This window comes from Idiomarina sp. OXR-189 (assembly GCF_034373425.1).
Lineage (GTDB): Bacteria > Pseudomonadota > Gammaproteobacteria > Enterobacterales > Alteromonadaceae > Idiomarina > Idiomarina zobellii.
On the sequence record NZ_CP139706.1, the window covers coordinates 705,708 to 726,062 of the forward strand.

The 20,355-nt window shown below is 47.5% G+C and carries 17 protein-coding genes and 1 tRNA gene; 13 read left to right on the top strand and 5 right to left on the bottom strand.

Features of this window, described 5'->3' with window-relative positions:
• Positions 1 to 32: 32 nt before the first annotated feature.
• A complete protein-coding gene (gene tolC / locus UM402_RS03370) occupies positions 33 to 1,406 on the bottom strand; it encodes an outer membrane channel protein TolC (protein ID WP_058576159.1) in 1,374 nt (457 codons plus the stop codon).
• A 223-nt stretch (positions 1,407 to 1,629) separates the two neighbouring features.
• On the opposite strand from tolC, the gene UM402_RS03375 reads away from it, so the two are divergent.
• The 6 genes from UM402_RS03375 to rraB all read left to right on the top strand — a co-directional run bounded on the left by UM402_RS03375 (position 1,630) and on the right by rraB (position 8,067).
• Complete coding sequence (locus UM402_RS03375) at positions 1,630 to 2,247, top strand: NUDIX domain-containing protein (protein ID WP_058576116.1); 618 nt, start codon at positions 1,630 to 1,632, stop codon at positions 2,245 to 2,247.
• An 8-nt stretch (positions 2,248 to 2,255) separates the two neighbouring features.
• On the top strand, positions 2,256 to 2,723 hold the full coding sequence (locus UM402_RS03380; RefSeq protein WP_058576117.1) for a DUF1249 domain-containing protein: 468 nt from the start codon (positions 2,256 to 2,258) through the stop codon (positions 2,721 to 2,723).
• Positions 2,724 to 2,788: 65 nt separating this feature from the next.
• On the top strand, positions 2,789 to 4,681 hold the full coding sequence (gene parE, locus UM402_RS03385) for a DNA topoisomerase IV subunit B (protein WP_058576118.1): 1,893 nt from the start codon (positions 2,789 to 2,791) through the stop codon (positions 4,679 to 4,681).
• A gap of 24 nt (positions 4,682 to 4,705) precedes the next feature.
• Positions 4,706 to 6,946 (top strand): DNA topoisomerase IV subunit A, encoded by a 2,241-nt coding sequence (gene parC / locus UM402_RS03390; RefSeq protein ID WP_058576119.1) that lies wholly within the window; start codon positions 4,706 to 4,708, stop codon positions 6,944 to 6,946.
• Positions 6,947 to 6,961: 15 nt separating this feature from the next.
• A complete protein-coding gene (locus tag UM402_RS03395; RefSeq protein WP_058576120.1) occupies positions 6,962 to 7,687 on the top strand; it encodes a 1-acylglycerol-3-phosphate O-acyltransferase in 726 nt (241 codons plus the stop codon).
• A complete protein-coding gene (gene rraB, locus UM402_RS03400) occupies positions 7,684 to 8,067 on the top strand; it encodes a ribonuclease E inhibitor RraB (protein WP_058576121.1) in 384 nt (127 codons plus the stop codon). Before UM402_RS03395 ends, rraB begins: the two co-directional genes overlap by 4 nt.
• 19 nt (positions 8,068 to 8,086) lie before the next feature.
• Here rraB and UM402_RS03405 read toward each other — a convergent pair whose 3' ends face one another.
• From UM402_RS03405 to pepA, 3 genes are read right to left on the bottom strand one after another with little or no spacing between them, the layout of a single operon-like run.
• Positions 8,087 to 10,936 carry a valine--tRNA ligase gene (locus tag UM402_RS03405; RefSeq protein ID WP_058576122.1) on the bottom strand — a complete coding sequence of 950 codons (2,850 nt, stop codon included), beginning with the start codon at positions 10,934 to 10,936 and terminating at the stop codon, positions 8,087 to 8,089.
• Between the two features lie 7 nt (positions 10,937 to 10,943).
• Complete coding sequence (locus UM402_RS03410; RefSeq protein WP_058576123.1) at positions 10,944 to 11,393, bottom strand: DNA polymerase III subunit chi; 450 nt, start codon at positions 11,391 to 11,393, stop codon at positions 10,944 to 10,946.
• Between the two features lies 1 nt (position 11,394).
• Positions 11,395 to 12,900 carry a leucyl aminopeptidase gene (gene pepA / locus UM402_RS03415; RefSeq protein WP_058576124.1) on the bottom strand — a complete coding sequence of 502 codons (1,506 nt, stop codon included), beginning with the start codon at positions 12,898 to 12,900 and terminating at the stop codon, positions 11,395 to 11,397.
• A 135-nt stretch (positions 12,901 to 13,035) separates the two neighbouring features.
• Between pepA and lptF the strand changes: the two genes are divergently transcribed.
• Positions 13,036 to 14,142, top strand: coding sequence for an LPS export ABC transporter permease LptF (gene lptF / locus UM402_RS03420; RefSeq protein WP_058576125.1), 1,107 nt, complete (start codon positions 13,036 to 13,038; stop codon positions 14,140 to 14,142).
• Between the two features lie 2 nt (positions 14,143 to 14,144).
• On the top strand, positions 14,145 to 15,215 hold the full coding sequence (gene lptG / locus UM402_RS03425) for an LPS export ABC transporter permease LptG (protein ID WP_058576126.1): 1,071 nt from the start codon (positions 14,145 to 14,147) through the stop codon (positions 15,213 to 15,215).
• A gap of 20 nt (positions 15,216 to 15,235) precedes the next feature.
• Here the strand turns inward: lptG and UM402_RS03430 are convergent, their stop codons facing one another.
• On the bottom strand, positions 15,236 to 15,745 hold the full coding sequence (locus UM402_RS03430; protein WP_058576127.1) for an RDD family protein: 510 nt from the start codon (positions 15,743 to 15,745) through the stop codon (positions 15,236 to 15,238).
• Between the two features lie 206 nt (positions 15,746 to 15,951).
• On the opposite strand from UM402_RS03430, the gene UM402_RS03435 reads away from it, so the two are divergent.
• The 5 genes from UM402_RS03435 to UM402_RS03455 all read left to right on the top strand — a co-directional run bounded on the left by UM402_RS03435 (position 15,952) and on the right by UM402_RS03455 (position 20,345).
• Positions 15,952 to 16,036 (top strand) — tRNA-Leu (locus UM402_RS03435).
• Positions 16,037 to 16,223: 187 nt separating this feature from the next.
• Entirely contained in the window at positions 16,224 to 16,910 is a 687-nt protein-coding gene (locus tag UM402_RS03440; RefSeq protein ID WP_058576128.1) for a hypothetical protein, read from the top strand.
• A 29-nt stretch (positions 16,911 to 16,939) separates the two neighbouring features.
• Entirely contained in the window at positions 16,940 to 17,839 is a 900-nt protein-coding gene (locus UM402_RS03445; RefSeq protein ID WP_303732674.1) for an LPP20 family lipoprotein, read from the top strand.
• Entirely contained in the window at positions 17,836 to 18,963 is a 1,128-nt protein-coding gene (locus UM402_RS03450; RefSeq protein ID WP_058576130.1) for a hypothetical protein, read from the top strand. The genes UM402_RS03445 and UM402_RS03450 overlap by 4 nt, the downstream gene beginning before the upstream one ends.
• The gene (locus UM402_RS03455) at positions 18,960 to 20,345 is read left to right on the top strand and encodes a hypothetical protein (RefSeq protein ID WP_058576131.1); all 1,386 of its coding nucleotides are present in this window, start codon (positions 18,960 to 18,962) and stop codon (positions 20,343 to 20,345) included. The genes UM402_RS03450 and UM402_RS03455 overlap by 4 nt, the downstream gene beginning before the upstream one ends.
• The last annotated feature ends 10 nt before the right edge of the window (positions 20,346 to 20,355 follow it).

A 20,355-nucleotide genomic window follows, 5' to 3' on the forward strand; every position in this document is an offset into this window, starting at 1 on the left:
CTAACGGGCAGTGGTGCCTGTGGTCAGCGGAGTTAGTCCGCTGCAGTTCCTTCAACGTCCTCTGACAGACTGCTGTTAATTGCCAATAGGTCGTTTTCCTGAAGCTGTCCTGCCGCTTGCTCTAAACGTAGCATTTGGCGAATATAGCCATAGCGAGCTTCTGATAAGTTACGCTTAGCGTTATACAGGTTTTGAGTGCTATTCAGTACGTCAACGATAGTACGGGTACCGACTTCAAAACCTGCCTCTGTTGCTTTTAAGGCACTTTCTGCTGAAACTACAGACTGCTGGAATGCGCTAATACTGGCAATTGACGCAGATACTTCGTAGTAAGCGTTACGCACTTCACGCTCAATTTGACGACGGGTCTGAACCATTTGCTGGCTACTTGCTACGTAGTTGTCACGCGCCTGAGACACTTCAGCTGAGGTGCGGAAGCCTGAGAAAATAGGTACGCTGACGTTTAGACCAATTGAACGGCTATCAAGACGGCCCGTATCTGGGGATGGCTCACCTTGTATTGTTCTATCGATATCATTGGCTGAATAGTTCGCTGATAATGACACGGTCGGGTAGTGACCCGCTTGCTGAAGCTTAATTTGCTGTTCAGCAATCTCAACCTGCACCATGCTCTCTAATAAGCTTAGATTACTATTTTCCGCTTTCTTTACCCATTTCATGACATCTTCCGGTGCAGGGTCACTGGGCGAAAAGGTTTCGGTGTCTAATGCGGCCAGCGTCTGTGGGTATTGCCCAGTGATTTCACGAATGCTTTCGTAAGCAATTTCTACGGCATTACGAGCCTGAATTTCACGGGCGACGGCGCTGTCATATTGTGCTTGTGCTTCGTGCACGTCAGTAATGGCGGTTAAACCAACAGAGAAACGTTGTTTGGTTTGCTCAAGCTGACGTTTAATGGCTTTTTTCTCGGCTTCAGCAAATGACAGGTCGTCTTTTGCCTGAAGTGCCTGGAAGTAAGCGTTTACAACACGCAGCATTAATTCCTGCTGAGCATTACTGTATGAAATCTCGGCTTGATAGGCTTGCTTTTCAGCAATGTCAGCGTTTTTCCAGACGCTCCAGTCAAAGATACTTTGGTTTAAAGTAACGCCTGCTTGCCAACCACTACTATCTATTGCAAATTTCTGGATTTGATTGTTAACAAACTGTGGCGAGTCACTGGTAGACTCACTATAACCAGCTTCACCGTTAACCTGTGGTAAGAACCCTGACTTGGCAATATCGACGCCTTTTTGGGTTGCATTACGTTCAGCCGCAGCTCTTAACAACGTAGGGTCGTTATCAACCGCTAAACGATAAATTTGAGCTAAATCTTCCGCATTTGACGTAAAAGAGACTGTAGTTAATGCAATTCCTACAGCCGCTGACAAGAGGTGCTTTTTCATGGTAGTCAGTGTCCCGTTACTTGACATGCAATAGTCTTAAAATGATTGCGCGTTAGTTTACATACAGTATTGAATGATTACCAGTGTAATTGATTCACGCTGATAATTTAAGCAAAACATGGTTTCAGAATCTGCTCAAGTGTAACAGAATGTTTGCTGTATAGTAGATCATAAAATGGATGCGACTTCGTAGAACAAAACGTCGAATAGGTAAGGAGATGCGATGACCTCAAAACTGACTCGGAAAGATGTTGAACTCGATAAAAAACAGCCGCTTTATGAAGGTTTTTTGTCGGTTTATAAATACAAACTCAAGCACCGTTTGTTTCAAGGCGGTTGGAGTCAGCCAATTGAGCGTGAATTAATGGAGCGCGGGCACGCAGTGGTAGTGATACCGTACGACCCTGTTCGCGATGAGTTAGTCGTGCTGGAGCAGTTTCGGGTTGGTGCATTAGATGATCCAAACGGGCCTTGGTTGTTCGAGTTCGTCGCTGGCATGTTTGACGCAGACGAGAGTGCAGAAGAAGTCGCAACCAGAGAGTTAAAAGAAGAGGCTGGTCTGGAAGCTAAGCAGTTGGTTTATGCAACCAGCTATTACTCCAGCCCGGGCGGAACCGATGAGAAACTGACAATTTATATTGCGGAAGTCGACACGAGTTTAGCGGCTGATTTTGGCGGGCTCCCGGAAGAAGACGAAGACATTAAGGTGCACGTGCTGCCAAGGCAGGAAGTCATCGGCATGTTGGAGCGCGAGGAAATTAATAATGCGGCAAGCGTTATTGGGTTACAATGGTTGTTATTGCACCGCAATAGCGTATTCAAAAATAAGCTGAGCTTTTAAGGAGCCGTATGCAGCAGCGATATGTTGTCGACGTGGCAGAATTACACAGGCTGAACGAGCTGAATTATGCAGCTCTATTGCCTTTTGTTCCGGATGAACCTGACTCGGATAAAAATGAGGTCATTATTCAGGCCGGCGAAGGACTGATGTTTGTGGTAAAACGTGTCGACAATTCGCGTTACACAACGGATATTTCGATCGAGCAACTAAAGCCTAGCTGGGCGGATTATTTGCGCGCCAAAATGACGGTGCGCTTATACCATGACGTGCGTATGGCGGAAGTCTTAAAAACGCAGGGTATTACAAAGCTAGAAGTGCATTATCGTCAGCCGAATAAAGACATGCGACACCGCGATGAAAAGTACCAAGCAAATCGATTTTTGTCAGACTGGTTGCAACTGTGTCGTAAGCAAGGTCGAATCCAACCAGAGCTGAGCGAGTCAGTGCAGAAATTTATGCCTTACTACTTCAAATAGACGACGGTTAGCGGTAAATTGTCAGTCAACTTTGCGGAGCGAGCTACAACAAAAAACAGGGACTCATGACAGACTACAAATCCGATTCTATAGAGGTGCTGAATGGCCTGGAGCCGGTTCAGCGCCGCCCCGGTATGTACACCGATACCACACGGCCCAACCATTTAGGTCAGGAAGTTATTGATAACAGTGTGGATGAGGCGCTTGCCGGTCACGCTAGAAGCTTAGTGGTTATTCTACACACCGACCAATCCTTAGAAGTCATGGATGACGGTCGCGGTATGCCCGTGGATATTCACCCTGAAGAAGGGGTTCCTGGTGTCGAGCTCATTATGAGCAAACTGCACGCTGGTGGTAAGTTTTCCAATAAAAACTATCAGTTCTCTGGTGGTTTGCACGGTGTTGGTATCTCTGTTGTTAACGCACTGTCGAAGCGTGTTGAGCTTACTATTAAGCGCGACGGCCAGGTCTATGAGATGGCCTTCGAGAACGGCGATAAAGTCTCTGAATTAGAAGTTACCGGTACTGTTGGAAAGCGCAACACCGGAACCAAAGTTCATTTTTGGCCCGACGCACAGTATTTTGACTCTTCGAAATTCTCTGTAACCAAGTTAAAACACATACTCCGTGCGAAAGCCGTGCTTTGTCCGGGGTTAAGTATCACGTTCAAAAATAAAGTGGATGACACCGAGGAAACTTGGTTTTATGAGGACGGCCTGACCGACTATCTTATTGAAGCGGTGAAAGACGTACCGACCTTGCCGGAAGACCCATTTAATGGCTCCTTTAGCTCGCAAACCGAAGGCGTTGAATGGGCGGTAACTTGGTTGCCGGAAGGTGGCGAAGGCGTATCTGAAAGTTACGTGAATCTTATTCCAACGCCATTAGGTGGTACGCATGTTAACGGCTTGCGGCAAGGTCTGTTAGAAGCTATGCGTGAGTTTTGTGAGTTCCGTAACTTGCTGCCACGAGGAGTTAAGCTGACACCTGATGACGTGTGGGAGCGCTGCTCCTATATTTTATCGACTAAGATGCAGGATCCCCAGTTTGCCGGTCAAACTAAAGAACGACTGTCATCGAGACAGTCTGCCAGTTTTGTTTCCGGGGTGGTAAAAGATGCATTCAGTTTGTGGCTGAATGAGCACACCGAGCAAGCCGAGTTATTGGCCGATGTGTGTATTAGCAACGCTCAGCGTCGTTTACGAGCAAGCAAAAAAGTTGTTCGTAAGAAAGTTACTCAGGGGCCTGCGCTTCCGGGTAAGTTAACCGACTGCTCAAGTCAGGATCCATCAAGCAGCGAACTGTTTTTGGTCGAGGGTGACTCGGCAGGTGGCTCAGCGAAACAAGCCCGTGACCGGGAGTTTCAGGCTGTTATGCCGCTGCGCGGGAAGATTCTTAACACCTGGGAAGTCGATCCGGAACAAATTCTGGGCTCACAGGAAATTCACGATATATCCGTTGCTGTGGGGGTTGACCCGAATACGGTTGACCTCGACAAGCTGCGTTACGGAAAAATTTGTATTCTGGCCGATGCCGACTCCGATGGGCTTCATATAGCTACCCTGTTGTGTGCACTCTTTGTGAAGCACTTCCGACCGTTGGTTGAAAATGGTCATATTTTTGTTGCCATGCCGCCGCTTTATCGAATCGATGTGGGCAAAGAGGTGTTTTATGCCCTCGATGAAGACGAAAAACAGGGCATCTTAGACCGTATTGAAGCTGAGAAGAAAAAAGGCAAAATTAACGTTCAGCGTTTCAAAGGCTTGGGTGAAATGAACCCGCTGACGCTTCGTGAAACGACTATGGACCCGAATACACGTCGATTGGTGCAGCTGACAATAGATGACGCAGAGATGATGGAAGAGCTAATGGATATGTTGCTGGCGAAGAAGCGCGCGAGTGATCGCCGCACTTGGCTGGAGAGTAAAGGCAACATGGCCGATTTGGCTGAACTGTAGGCTGCTTAGTAAGGAGAAGTGAGAATGTCGACGGAGATTACCGAAACACGCCCCCTCAGCCGCTTTACTGAAGAGGCCTACTTAAATTATTCCATGTACGTCATTATGGACCGGGCATTGCCACATATTGGTGATGGTTTGAAGCCGGTTCAGCGACGTATTGTTTATGCAATGTCGGAGCTGGGCTTATCAGCTTTAGCGAAGTATAAAAAATCCGCCCGTACCGTGGGTGATGTGCTGGGTAAGTTTCACCCTCATGGTGACAGCGCGTGTTATGAAGCTATGGTGCTCATGGCGCAGCCGTTCTCGTATCGACATCCGTTGGTGGATGGTCAGGGTAACTGGGGCTCTCCCGATGACCCTAAGTCGTTCGCAGCGATGCGTTATACCGAAGCACGACTGTCTAAGTTTAGTGAAGTTCTGCTGAGTGAATTAGGGCAGGGGACCGCTGACTGGATACCCAACTTTGATGGCACCATGAAGGAGCCCAAAGTACTGCCCGCTAGGCTACCTCATATCCTGTTGAATGGTGTGACGGGTATTGCCGTAGGTATGGCCACGGATATCCCACCGCACAATGCCCGCGAAGTGGCTAATGCTTGTGCGATGCTACTGGAAAAGCCAAGCAGCACGCTCGAAGACATTATGGACGTGTTAAAGGGGCCGGACTATCCGACCGACGCAGAAGTCATTACGCCTGCCGACGACATTAAGAAAATGTATGAAACAGGTCGCGGCAGTATAAAAATGCGTGCTTCTTATGAAGTTGACGATGGCGAAATCGTTGTTACTGCGTTACCCCACCAAGCCTCGGGCGCAAAAGTGTTAGAGCAAATTGCTCAACAAATGCAGGCGAAAAAATTACCGTTGGTATCTGACTTGCGCGATGAGTCCGACCACGAGAATCCAACTCGATTGGTTATTGTGCCTCGCTCAAATCGCGTTGATACCGAGCAGTTGATGAACCACTTATTCGCGACAACTGACTTAGAAAAACAGTATCGCGTTAACCTGAATATTCTGGGGCTGGATGGTCGTCCTCAAGTTAAGCCGTTACTGGGGCTGCTAAAAGAGTGGCTAGAATTTCGTCAGCAGACGGTTACTCGCCGTTTGCAATACCGTTTAGACAAAGTACTGGCGCGTCTTCATATTCTCGAAGGCTTGCTTATTGCGTATCTTAACCTTGATGAAGTCATCGAGATTATTCGCACAGAAGATAAGCCTAAAGAAGTCTTAATGTCGCGCTTCGAGCTGTCAGACAAACAGGCCGAAGCCATTCTTGAGTTGAAGTTACGTCACTTGGCGAAGCTGGAAGAGCAGAAGCTGAAAGGTGAGCAGGACGAATTAAATAAAGAGCGCGAGCAGCTTGAGAAAATTCTGGGCTCAGACCGACGTTTGAAAACACTGATTCGCAAAGAGCTGCTTGCCGATGCTGACACTTATGGTGACGAACGTCGCTCGCCGTTGGTTGAGCGTAACGAAGCAAAAGCATTGAGTGAGCGTGACTTAACGCCTGCAGAAGCCGTTACTGTCGTGCTCTCTAAAAAAGGCTGGGTGCGCAGCGCGAAAGGTCATGACATTGATGGTGAAAAGCTTAGCTATAAATCCGGAGACAGTTTCCTTGGGTCAGCTGAAGGTAAGAGTAACCAACCGGTTGTGTTTATTGATAGCTCTGGGCGCAGCTTCTCGTGTGAAGCGCACTTGTTGCCCTCTGCAAGAAGCCAGGGAGAACCATTAACCGGGCGCTTTAGTCTGGTCTCAGGCGAAACGGTTGAACATGTGTTAATGGGGAAAGACGATAGCTGTGTCTTGTTGGCATCCGATGCCGGTTATGGTTTTATTTGCCAGTTTAATGATTTAGTCAGCCGTAATAAAAACGGCAAGGCGATTATTACCTTGCCGACCGGTGCTAAAATATTAGAGCCAACTCAGGTAAACAGTATTGAAAATGACCGCGTTATTGCTGTATCCAATGAAGGCCGTATGTTGGTCTTCCCGGTGGCAGATTTACCACAACTGAGCAAAGGCAAAGGGAATAAAATTATTAACATTCCAGCGCTAAGAGCGCAGTCGCGAGAGGAATATGTAGTTGCCCTGGCGACAGCCGCACCGGACAAAGCAGTAACGCTAATGGCAGGAAAGCGCAAACTGACCTTGAAGCCGGCCGATCTTGAACACTATCTGGGCGAGCGAGGGCGCCGGGGTAACAAACTGCCCAGAGGCCTTCAACGAGTCGACGATATTGTCGTTGAAGATGAAGAGTAAAGGCGGGGAGTTGTCATGTTAGCGGTGCTGAGGTGGTTGTTTTTAGGTGGCTTCATTGTTGTGTTTGGTATCGTTGGCTGCCTGTTTTGCATTATTCGACCCTTTCACCGAAACAACACGTATCGGTTCGCTCACATTTTTGGGTGGGCGACTCGTGTTTTGGGATTGAAAATTGAGGTGACACGCCACCCGGATATTGAACGTGGCGGGCCTTATGTGTTTGTTTGTAACCACCAGAATAGCTGGGAAATCTTCACGATTGCGGCGATGCTGCCAAAAAATACGGTCACTTTGGGTAAGAAAAGTCTGCGTTGGATACCGTTTTTTGGCTGGTTGTACTGGTTGGCCGGTAATATTTTGATTGACCGTAAAAACGCGGGTAAAGCACACGGTACAATTGCTCAAACAGCGAACGCGATAAATCAGCGAGATATCTCGGTATGGATGTTTCCGGAAGGCACACGAAGCTATGGCAGAGGACTATTGCCGTTTAAAAATGGTGCTTTCCATACGGCGTTTCGGGCACAGGTAGATGTGGTTCCCGTCTGCGTATCAGAGCTACATGGCAAAATTAAGATGAATCGCTGGAATAACGGTGTTCTAAAAGTGGCGTTTCTTGAGCCGATACGAATTGCCAATTATCAAAAAGAGAATTTGCGCGACTTAAGTCGTCACTGCCATGACATTATGGACAGTAAAATTAATCAGTTAAACGAACAAGTGAAGAAGGAAAGCGAATGAGCCAGTCTCTGAATGAGCTACTTGAGCAAAGCGAACAAACGATTAACGCACTCATCAGTGACGGTGCTGAGCCTGACGTTCTTTATGAGATTGAACACCACCTTGCTTCTACAGACTTTACCAAGCTAGAGAAGGCCGCAGTGGAGTTGGTGAAGCTGGGATATCATGTGGATGATGCCGATGAGTTTGACGACGAACAGGGTAAGCGCTGGTTTGCGTTCATCGCTGCGACGGATGCTGAACTCGATAATAATGTGTTAGCGCGTCAGGTAAGAGAAATTGCGGATGTTGCTGACGAGTGTGATGTTGAGTACGATGGTTGGGGAACTATGCTGGATGACGACGAGCTCGATGAAGATTATGACGACGGAGAGGAATAATCCTCTCCGTCGTCATTGATTAAAGTGCGCTAATTTTTTCCTGCTGCTCTTTCAGCTGGCTTAGCGTTGCCTCAGCTTCAGCAAGCTTTTCACGCTCTTTTGCTATAACAGCTTCAGGCGCTTTATTAACGAAGTTTTCGTTGCTGAGTTTACCATTAAGGCGCTGCCATTCTTTCTCAGCCTTTTCAATAGCCTTCTGCAAGCGCTGTAGCTCAGCGTCCTTGTCAATTAAACCGGCCATTGGAATGTGCAACTTCAAGCTATCAACCAGGGCCGTCATGCTGGCAGGTGCGTCATCATCGCTATCAATAAACTCAATAGATTCAAGCTTGGCCAGACTACTCAGGAAGCTTTCGTTATTCTCGATACGTCCCTTAGCCATAGCGTCGGCGTTCGACAACAATAACGGCAATGGTTTATTTGGCGATAAGTCCATTTCACCACGAATATTACGGATAGCCAGAATAACACGCTTTAACCATTCCATATCCAGCATGGCTTGCTCATTAACCGAGCTTTGTACCTGCGGGAACGGCTGCAGCATAATAGTATCGCCTTCAACGCCCGCTAGTGGCTTGACCCTTTGCCAAATGGTTTCAGTGATGTATGGCATAATTGGATGAAGCAAACGCAGAAGCTGTTCCAAAATGCTGACCAAAGTATGGCGGGTACCGCGTTGCTGAACCTCTGTGCCGTTCTGCAGAACCGGTTTGGTGAGCTCTAAGTACCAGTCGCAGAACTGGTTCCAGGTAAACTCATAAGCAATGGCTGCGGCCTGGTCAAAACGGTAGCTCTCCAACGCCTGACGGAATTCTTTCACCGTACTGTTAAAGCGCGCGATAATCCATTCGTCAGCCAGTGATAATGTCATTTCATCGCCGCTTTGACCGCAGTCGTGCTCTTCAGTATTCATAAGCACAAAGCGGCTGGCATTCCATAGTTTGTTGCAGAAGTTACGATAACCTTCCAGGCGCTTCATGTCCCAGTTGATATCACGACCGGTTGACGCTAAAGCGGTTAACGTGAAGCGTAGTGCATCGGTGCCATGCGCTGTAATGCCGTCCGGGAATTCCGCACGAGTACGCTTTTCAATCTTCTCGCGCATTTTCGGCTGCATCATATTAGCGGTGCGTTTGGCGACTAATTCGTCAGCGCTAATGCCGTCAATCATGTCCAGAGGATCCAACACATTCCCCTTGGACTTAGACATTTTTTGACCTTCTTCGTCGCGAATAAGACCCGTGACATACACCTTTTTGAAAGGCACTTGAGGTTTACCCTCATCGTCTTTCATGAAGTGCATGGTCATCATTATCATGCGGGCAACCCAGAAGAAAATAATGTCAAAACCAGTCACCAACACATCGGTAGGGTGGAAAGTTTTTAAGTCATCGGTGTTCTTCGGCCAGCCCAGCGTAGAGAATGTCCAAAGTGCTGACGAGAACCAGGTGTCTAAAACATCCTCGTCCTGCTGAAGGGCTGTGTCACCTAAGTTATACTTTTCACGGACTTCTTCTTCGGTACGACCTACATAAACATTGCCGTTTTCGTCATACCAAGCCGGTATGCGATGTCCCCACCAAAGTTGACGGGATATACACCAGTCCTGAATGTCGCGCATCCAGCTGAAGTACATATTCTCATATTGCTTGGGAACGAACTCGATGCGGCCGTCTTCTACCGCTTCGGTCGCCTGTTTCGCCAACGGCTCAACACGAACATACCATTGGTCAGTCAGGTGAGGCTCAATAGGCACACCGCCACGGTCACCATAAGGGACTTTGTTGGTATGTTTTTCAATCTTTTCCAATAACCCCAGCTCGTCAAATTCAGCAATCAGTTGTCTGCGGGCTTCAAAACGCTCTTTGCCTGCGTATTGGCTCGGTAATGTTCCGTCAAATCCGTCAAGTTCACTAAGTGCTTCGCCAGTGCTGGTGTATAACCCGGCCTTTTCCATAACGTGAGCAGTGTCATCGAAAATTGATATCATGCCGGTTTGGTGGCGCTTGCCAATTTCGTAATCGTTAAAGTCGTGAGCTGGCGTAACTTTTACGCAGCCGGTACCAAATTCGCTATCAACATGATGGTCGGCGACGATAGGAATACGACGGTTTACGATAGGCAGATTAATGTGCTTGCCGACTAAATGTCCAAAGCGCTCATCGTCCGGGTGAACAGCAACGCAAACATCACCCAGCATGGTTTCCGGTCGGGTAGTAGCGACGACTAAATGGTCTTTGCCGTCTTCGGTTTTCTCACCGTCAGCAAGTGGGTAGCGTAAGTACCAAATAGAGCCCTGTTGTTCTTTGTTTTCGACTTCCAGGTCTGAAATGGCGGTTTGCAATGCCGGATCCCAGTTGACCAGTCGTTTGCCGCGATAAATTAAGTTTTCTTCATGTAGCTTCACAAACACTTCGCGAACGGCGTCGGACAGGCCTTCGTCCATGGTAAAACGCTCGCGATCCCAGTCTACAGAGTCGCCTAAACGACGCATTTGCTGAGTAATAGTACCGCCGGACTGATGTTTCCATTCCCAAATTTTATCAATGAAGGCTTCTCGACCTAGCTCTTGCCGTGTTTGATTTTGGGCCGCCAGCTGGCGCTCCACCACCATTTGTGTAGCAATGCCCGCATGGTCTGAGCCGACCTGCCACAAGGTGTTTTTACCATCCATACGCTGATAACGAATAAGCGTATCCATAATGGTGTGTTGAAACGCATGGCCCATATGCAGACTGCCGGTCACATTGGGTGGCGGGATCATAATGGAGTAAGAGTCACCTTGGCCGCTAGGCTTGAAGTACCCTTTTTCTTCCCATTGTTGGTAAAGGTTTTGCTCTATATCTGCAGGGGAATATGTTTTATCCATAATGACCTTACTTCTGTTCGGATATCAGGGGTACGGTGTGCATTTGGCAACCGCGAGCCCGGTAATGTTTGTAACGTTCTCTGGCAACTGCTTTGCCGTCATCTGACACTGGCACAATGTCGTACAGTTGCTGACTTTGTTGCGCCTGTACAGGTACTTCATTGGCTAAGTTGAAGAGCGCATAACCTGGTCTACTTGAGCCAGGCTCCGTTTGTGGCCAACCAATTTCAACCGGAGCACCGGTAGAGGCGCCTTCGCCGACTAAGTTGTGCGGAATGAAAGCATCAGCAGGACGCTGCCATAGCAGTTCATCCAGAGCTTCTGCCTGGGCTTGACTTTGAGCCCAGACACGCAATCGCTTATGTTTTCTGTACAGTTCAGCGATCTTATCGCAAATTAACGCATTTTGCTCATCCTCTGATGCTTTCGGTATCAGAAAAAACGTAGCTGAGGGCATATTATTCGGTAGCCTCGCTCGAGCAACGGTTAATTAAAAACTGAGTCAATAAAGGCACCGGGCGTCCCGTTGAACCTTTTTCTTTACCACCTTGCCAAGCTGTGCCGGCGATATCCATGTGAGCCCAGTTGTACTTTTTGGTGAAGCGCGACAGGAAGCAAGCCGCAGTGATAGTGCCAGCTTCGCGGCCACCTATGTTCGCCATGTCCGCAAAGGGACTGTCCAGCATCGGTTGGTACTCGTCCCATAATGGCATGCGCCAGGCTTTATCGCCGCTTTGCTGGGCTGCGTTTAACACTTCGTGTGCCAGTGGGTTGTGCTGACTGAGTACCGCAGAAGCGTGACTGCCCAGAGCGATAACGCAGGCGCCTGTGAGTGTTGCCAAGTCGATAACAGAGTCTGGCTCAAAACGCTCAACGTAAGTTAGTGTATCGCACAACACCAGTCGGCCTTCCGCGTCAGTATTGAGGACCTCTACGGTTTGCCCGCTCATGGTTGTGAGAATGTCGCCGGGGCGATAAGCCTTGCCGTCCGGCATATTCTCACATCCAGCGACTGCACCAATAACATTAATAGGCAGTTGTAGTTCCGCCAAAGCTTGCATAGCACCTAATACTCCGGCTGCACCGCCCATATCGTATTTCATTTCGTCCATGTTGGCGGACGGCTTAATTGAAATACCACCGGAATCGAATGTCAGGCCTTTACCAACAAGAACAATGGGTGCTTGATCATCGGGCGCACCTTTATAATGCATTAGAGTCAGCACAGACTCATGTTCAGAACCTCGACCAACGGCTAAATAAGCATTCATACCGAGCTTTTCCATCTCGGCTTCTTCAACCGTCGTGACGCTCAGGTTATCGTAGCCCTCTGCCATTTTTGCGGCCTGCTCGGCCAGGTAACGAGGTGTACAAATGTTCGGTGGCATATTTGCCACATTTCGGCATACATCCATTCCCGCTGATACTGCTAGCCCATGTTGAACCGCTTGTTCACCCAAAGTAAGTTCTTTGCGGCTCGGAACGTTGAAGATTAACTTGCGAAGAGGGCGGCGGGGCTCTTCTTTCTTACTTTTGAGCTCGTTAAAGTTATATAGCGTTGCCCGGGCAGCCTCAACTGCCTGTCTAACTTTCCAGTAGGTATCGCGACCTTTTACGTGTAGCTCGCTTAGAAAGCATACCGCTTCCATCGAGCCGGTTTCATTTAACGTGTTAATAGTACGCGCAATAATTTGGCGGTACTGTCGCTCGTCAAGTTCACGCTCTTTACCGCAACCAACCAGTAATACCCGTTCAGCTAAAATGTTTGGAACATGATGCAATAAAAGAACTTGTCCAGACTTACCTTCTAAATCACCACGGCGCAATAAATTGCTTAAATAGCCATCACTGACTTTGTCCAGCTGTTCAGCCACACCAGATAATCGGCGGGGTTCAAAGACACCTACGACAATACACGCAGAACGTTGTTTTTCCGGATTACCACTTTTGACGCTGAACTCCATGACAGTGCTCCTGTTTCAGGTGGCTTTAATGCCTGCTATAGTTTAGCTCTTAAGACATTTTGTTGTTAAAATAACAAGTTTACTTAAAAATCGCAGCTATTCCAGTAAAAACCTAAGTTACATGAGTGAACATTAGTGCGCATATTTCGGTATTTAATCAGTGAAACACTAAAGTCGCAGCTTGCTGTGCTCTTTATTCTGATGGCTATTTTTGTCAGTCAGAAGTTTGTACGTGTGTTGTCCGATGCTTCTGAGGGAGATATTCCCGGCAGTGTTATTTTTCAATTGTTGTCGCTGAATTTACCGGCACTACTCGCTTTAATTCTTCCTTTGAGTTTATTTTTAGGGATTTTGCTGGCCCACGGACGTATCTACGCTGACAACGAAATGACTATTTTGCACGCCTGCGGTGTCAGCGAGTGGTATGTTACTAGGGTGACTTTGGTCTTGTCGTTGGTATTGGCATTGGTGACTGGGGCGCTGACTTTATGGGCGGTGCCCTGGGCGCTTGAGCAAGAGCAGCAAGTTGAAGAAAAAGCTCGTTCGGATAGCGGCTTGACGGCGTTAATGCCGGGGCGCTTCCAGCAAGCCAGTAACCAAAAGGCGGTTATATTTGTTCAAGACGTGAATGAAGAAGGCGAGTTGCAAGAAGTTTTTGTTGCGCAACATAGTCACGAAGGCAATGAGCTACGTGCGGGCAGTGTCGTTATGGCGAAGACTGGACGTGTTATTAGCGAAGACAGCGGTTCTCAGTGGCTGGAACTGGGAGAGGGAAACCGCTATGCCGGTGACCAAAGTAGCTATCAGACGATGACCTTCGATAATTATCGCCTACAAATAAAAGAGCAGGAAGCTGACGGTCAGGCACGAAAACTGGAAAATTACTCTACGCTGGAGTTATTAGAAACTCCGGGGAATGCGGCTGTAGCAGAGTTCCAGTGGCGTATTGCTATTCCTTTGGCAATGCCGTTATTAACGTTAATTGCAGTGCCGCTTAGTCGCGTAAATCCAAGACAAGGTAAATTTGCGCGCATGGCTCCGGCTTTCTTGATTTACCTTGGCTACTTTCTGGTGTTAATGGCCGCTAAGGCCGCAGTGCGAGATGGCGTGATACCGTCGGTAGTAGGCCTTTGGTGGATCCATTTTATTTTGCTGATATTCGGCTTTATTTTAATCGGTAAAGGTCGACCGTTGGGCTTGAAGCTCTTGTCACGTTTTAGTGTCCGGAATAAGCGGGGTTAACGATGTTAAGTATTCTGGATAAATACATTGGCCTGACGGTACTAAAAACCTCATTAATGAGTTTGGCGGTACTGACCGGATTGTCTTCGCTGATTCGTTTTGTTGAACAGTTAAAGGCCGTTGGCCGGGGAAATTACGATACCCTGGATGCGGCGTTATTTGTTTTTTACAGCTTACCGCGTGACGTGGAATTATTTTTCCCTATGGCGGCGCTACTTGGCGGCTTGATTGGTGTCGGTATGCTGGCGAGCAACTCTGAGCTCGTTGTTATGCTTGCTGCCGGCCGTTCACGACTGAATATTATCGCCGCCGTTATGAAAGTCGCCATTATTATGATGGTTGCCGTAATGGCGATTGGTGAATGGGTTGCCCCACCTATGGAGTCCAAAGGTCGTGCAATTCGCTCACAGGAAATTTCTGGTGGTAGCTTAATTTCGGCTCAGCAGGGTGTTTGGGCAAAGGACGGTTCTGATTTTATAAATATTGGCGAAGTGGAAGACACCGGGCGCCTTAATAACGTTATTATTTATGACTTTGATGACAACCGTGAACTTCAAAAAGCAACCTACGCCCAAACTGCGCTGTTTACTAACGGCGCATGGCGTATGCAGGATGTTGTTATTACAGAATTGAGCGCAAGTCGTGTCAGCTCAACTCGAAAAAACAGTGTGCAGTGGCAGTCGACGTTAACGCCGGATAAGTTAGGCGTCGTAACTATTAAGCCTGAATCTTTGTCGGTTTCTGGTTTGTTGGATTACCTGAATTACCTGGAGCTTAATCAGCAATCTGCCAAGCGCTATGAGCTCGCTTTATGGCGTAAGCTGCTTGCTCCAGTAACGGTTGCGGTTATGTTATTGGTTGCATTGTCCTTTATTTTTGGACCGCTTCGCTCAACAACTATGGGGGCCCGTATTTTGATGGGGGTTATTACCGGTTTCGGCTTTCATGTCAGTAATGAGATATTCGGGCCGTTAGCACAAGTTTATCAAGTGCCCGCTTTCCTTGGCGCGTTACTACCCAGTATTGTATTTGCGGCTCTTGCTGTTTACTTTATGCAGAAGAAAGCAGGGTAATAAAGTCACTGGAGCGAGCCCTAAAGCTCGTTCCAGTAAAATAGCTGATTAGCTTCTTTCGATAAGGTCACAACTTCAGTACCTGCTGCATAGTCATGCCAGGCTCGGCGATTTTTAAAGTCAACTAAAACCCATAGGTTCCCAAGCCCCGCACAGCAAGTCAGCAGTCGAATAATGGTTTGCTTTAATGTTAAGCGACTGCCATCACGATTTTGTAACTTTAGACGCCAGGCTCTCATACCAATGGTTTGACCCGAGCGCTTCCAGAACCAGCCAAAGAAGATAGCTAATACACTGATTAAGTAGATGCTGTACCAGGGCCCCTGGGCAAGCCATCCGGCATGATCCATTTCTTCACTGAGCTCGACCCAATTCAGAGCAGTTAAGGTTGCCGCAAAGCCTAACGCCAGCGCTGAGGAGAGCATGATAATAGCGACAGCCACTAAAAAATCGTATACCCAGGCGGCTAAGCGACGGAGGAAACCAGCGCTTGGAAAACTGGCGTGTAATTCTTGAGCGTTTAATGTCATTGTAGAGAGTTCTCTGTTATCGATGGCGTTATATTAACACGGAGGATACCGGCTGACATTAACTCCCGATTACAAGCAATATGGTTAATGAATCATCAGTCAGTGCGGTGAAAACCACTTTTCGATAATTTTCGCTTGATTAGCTAAGTATCGCGGGTATAATCCCGACCCGTTACCTTCCTTGGTAACTTCACCTCGCAAAAAATGGCGCTGTGGTGGAATTGGTAGACACGCCTGATTCAAAATCAGGTTCCTTCGGGAGTGACGGTTCAAGTCCGTCCAGCGCCACCATAATAAACCTCTTATTACCCTTACTCGCTTTCAGCCATTTGAGAGTCGATTTCTCGATCCTGTTTTAAAAAAAATTTAAAAACTGATTGATCCTGCTTAACGCTTTCTTTACATTCACCATTATGGCTTAACTAAGCCTATGTAACAAAAATGTTGATTTGGCTCAAAGCCTCTGAGGGAAAGTATTATGAAAAAATGGATCGTTGCACCACTAGCCGCTGTTGTACTGAGTGCGTGTATGTCTACTTCAAATGAAAACGCCGCGACTTTAGACAGAAACCAGGCCGTTGCTGATCTTTCTGTGCAAATGGAAGAGCTCGGGTTTAACCGTGTTGAAATTCAGCCGGGTGTCGATGAATTCTTAAATATCTGTGCTTCTATCCTGGAGCGCCAATACAACGTGATGGGTGAGTATCGTACTCAGACGGAAAACTACGTTGATGTACAAGCATTTTTGACGGCTCATCAGGGTAAGTCTGAAGAAGAGTTGAGAGCGGCGATTATTGCGTTTGACGAAAAAGCAGAGACTGAAGATGACAAAATTGGTCCAAAGCTCGCAGCCTACAATTCAGCAATCGAAGGTGTATCTGAGCAAAATACTAAATTAGCGACTGACATCACCGTGCAATTAGCGCAAGCAGCTATCATTTTAAGTGAGCACTCTACCACTGTCGCTAAAGCTGGCAGCTTAGGTATGGTGTCAGGGTGGATGAGCAGTAACGAACAGAACGCCGATAATAACCTAGGCTTGGCTATTCTACGCGCAAAAGATCAAATCGATTTAGCATCGGATGCCAACGAAATTATTACGCTAGAGCAAGAAACCATTGAAGCCATTAATGCGCTTCAAGACGAGTTAGAAGCTAAAGGGTAATGCCTATTCGTTATTGGGTGGTCATAATTATGGCCACCTTCAGTTTTTCTATCACCGCGCAAGAGCTGCCGGACTGGATTTTCAAATCAGAAAATACCAGTGAGCAACTGACAGCTGTTGGCAGCGGTCCGTCGAGTTCTGAAGCAAAACGCGCAGCAATAGCAGAAATTATTGCTCAGGTTAGTCAGTCGATGTCTGCTGAAAACGTTTCTGTTCTTGAAAAAACACAAGCAGGAACATCCCAATACTTTAAACAGTCAGTCGTCAGTAACACACTCTCAATCGATGTAAATAAAGTTAACGTCAGTGAGCAGTTTGTTGATAAAAAATCAGGCGTAACCTACGTACAGGCAACTATCAGTAAAAGGCAACTGATTCGCTTTCTTGAGGATGAGCTTACACCGATAGCGACGCTTAGTTTTCCTGCTCAGTCACCTGCTGTTGATAAGGTGCTTTGGGCATTAAAGTACCGGGAGGCGAATGCCTACGGGTTAAGGATTGAAAGAGCTTTGGCCGGTTTAGGCGCTACCAATGGCACGCTTAAAAATAAACTTCGTGAGAATTTAAGTGCTGTTGCAAAGGTATGGCAACGCTATGGTGTTCGCGTTATTGCTGACAGCTCTTTGCAAAGCCTTGTTGGAATTATTAATCAGCAAATACCGTCTGCGACAGAAACCGTTTTATGGTTGCAGCTGAAGCCTGCTCACAGAACAAGACAATCAGAAAATAATCACCAGCATAAACTGGACTTAATGGTTGAATTAACGCAACCACATTCACCTTTTAGGGTATTTCGGCAAGAGCATATTACTGTTGTCGGTAATGGAACATCTACCCAGCAAGCTCGTAACCATGCCCTGGAGCAAATGCGAGCTATTTTAGATACCCCTATACAAAACTGGCTTTTTGAAAAAGGAAGTGAACTATGAAGTTAGTGACGAAACTCACTATCACAGCATTGGCTGTTTTATCTCTAAGTGCTTGTCAGACTCGTCAAGCTGATCAAACACAAACCGCGAAAGTATCAAACCGAGCGTCAAATGCCAGTGTTGCACGTAGCGCTTATAACTTTGATAGCGAAGACATTAAAGTACCGGCGTATTTCGATACTCAAGGCCTGCAGAACTGCACGTTTAACCCAGCGACTGAGTCTGATGCCTGTCCACTTAAGAAACCAACCGTTCGTATGTATTTTGCGGGTACCGATGTGGGCGGTGAAGGTCAAGGCGTAGAGGCTCTGCGTGAGTATGATGATAAGCAGTTGCTATTTATGCTGGAGAATCAGTTCGCGGGCATTAACCGCTTCAGAATCATTACGCGTGACGACGATGTTATTTCTCAAGAAAAACAAACTTTCATGGAGCAGCAGGGAGCCAGGGCCTTAGCAGAAAGAGCTGGCAGCCAGAAAGTGCTAAAGCCTGACTTTATTGTCAAATTAGATACTCTTCGCACAGTAAAAAGTGAAGGCTCAATTACCGGCTGGATGGACTACACATTAGAGCTAACAACCGCTGTTTTGAACCCGTTCACACGAGAGCTAATGTCTTACCCTAATTTAGGGAAGATTCGTGTTAAATCGGAAGATGTGCGTGAGCGTAACGAGCTGAAATACGTCATGGTGAATAACCGTTATGAAACAGGCTTTCGTTACCACGACCCTGCGCACGTTAATGCGGTGATTAACGATATGACGTCTCGTGGCATTGATATTTTGCTGACACGTATGCTTTCTGAAATGCCAGCAACGGCCCAGGTTCTTGGTATTAAAGGAAATCAGGTGAGTTTGGACCGCGGTCAGAACGCCGGTGTACTACCCAACGAGACAATGATTATTTTTCAATACGAAGCTGGCTTTGTTGAGCCAATTGGCGTGGCCAATGTGAACCCTTCTCGCAACAGTGCAGTGGGTGAAATAGCGGTATGGAAGAATAGCGACCTGGCTGAACAAGTGGAACGTTCAGCGGCGAACGGAATCTACCGCCCGTCAAATGGCACTAAGATTTTCGCTGTTTCAGTTGGTACTCCGGCCGGATTCCTGGAGTCTCGCACATGAGGAAACTAGCACTTAGTTTTGGTGTGCTAGCCAGTGTAGCTTCATGCAGCGCATTAGCTCAGGTTTCTCTGAGCTCAATGCGCGGCATCGAAGCAGAAGCCTGCGCATATGGGCGCGGAACGCCTGCGATAGAGTCGGCAAAAATGGATGCCTTGTCGCAGGTTGCGCAATTCTTATCGTCCCCTAAGTTGCTGGCGCAACAAACCTCAAGCGAAGATATCGACACGGATACGTCATCCTGGGCTCGTAAGTTGAGCGACATGCAGCAGCAGGGTATGAGTATTCAGCAAATGCCTGTTGATATTTCGGCTCCTCGCCTTCAGGGCAGCGATACTTGTGTCACTGTTCGTTTAAAAACAGGCAGTTTGCCAAAATCGAACGGTCAATCGGATGGCGGTGACTGGGATGCTGCAGCCGAGAATGTGTTAGTGACGGTTATAGGCGAAGGGTGGCCTGACAACGAGAACGGCCGCACAGCACGTACTCAAGCTGAAATGGATGCCTTGAAACGTGCGGTTTCACAAGTCGTTGGTATGTGGCTGACTCAGCAAAATACTCAGTTTTCAACGACCGAGGAGTCTTCGAGCGAGAGCGGTGATGAGTTTTCGGTGAACGAAGTTATTTCTCAACAATTGCATACAAGGTCGCAAGGACTCGTTAAAGAGTGGTCTTTGCTCAACAGTCGAGAACTGCCTAATAACGGCGTGGAAGTCACAATTAAAGCTGTGGTGGAAAAGCAACCTATTGCTCAGGCTGCGAATGATGTGTTGATGGCTATTGGTTCGCCGCGAGTGAATGTTCAAGCACCGGAACCACTGAGTAGCCTGCTGAAAGATTGGCTTGCAGAGCAGGGTATTGAATATAGCCCTCATGCTAATTTAGTGATTAAAGCTGACTCGGTTCTTCGGGAACGGGGTGCTAACAGTCGACTGCAGCTCAATGTAAAGGTAGAAGATTTATCGGGTCAGCAATACGGGCTTTGGCGAAATGAACCAAGCTTATTGTCTTTGCCAACAAGTGCTCAGGTCGAACACGACCTTATTGATGTGCACCTCGCTACTCCCGAACAGCAGCAGTCACTGCGCAAAACGCTGAAAAAGTCGTTTAATCAGGTGGTCGCACAAGGTGGCATGGTTCGCGATATTTTTATACATACGCGTTACTTGTCTCAGCCCGATAAGCTGTCTTCTATTTTGTCGACACTGGGCGGTGTGAAAGACGTAGTTGTGAATAGTCAGGGGGACTATTACAAAGCCAGTTTGCGATATGCCGGAGCAACCGGTGAACTTGTTGCTGCTCTGCATCAGTCGGTACGACCAATAGCAGCACAAAGCCTGCCCAAAGCTCAAATAAACAATGAATTTACTATTCGGTTTGATTAAGGAAAATAAA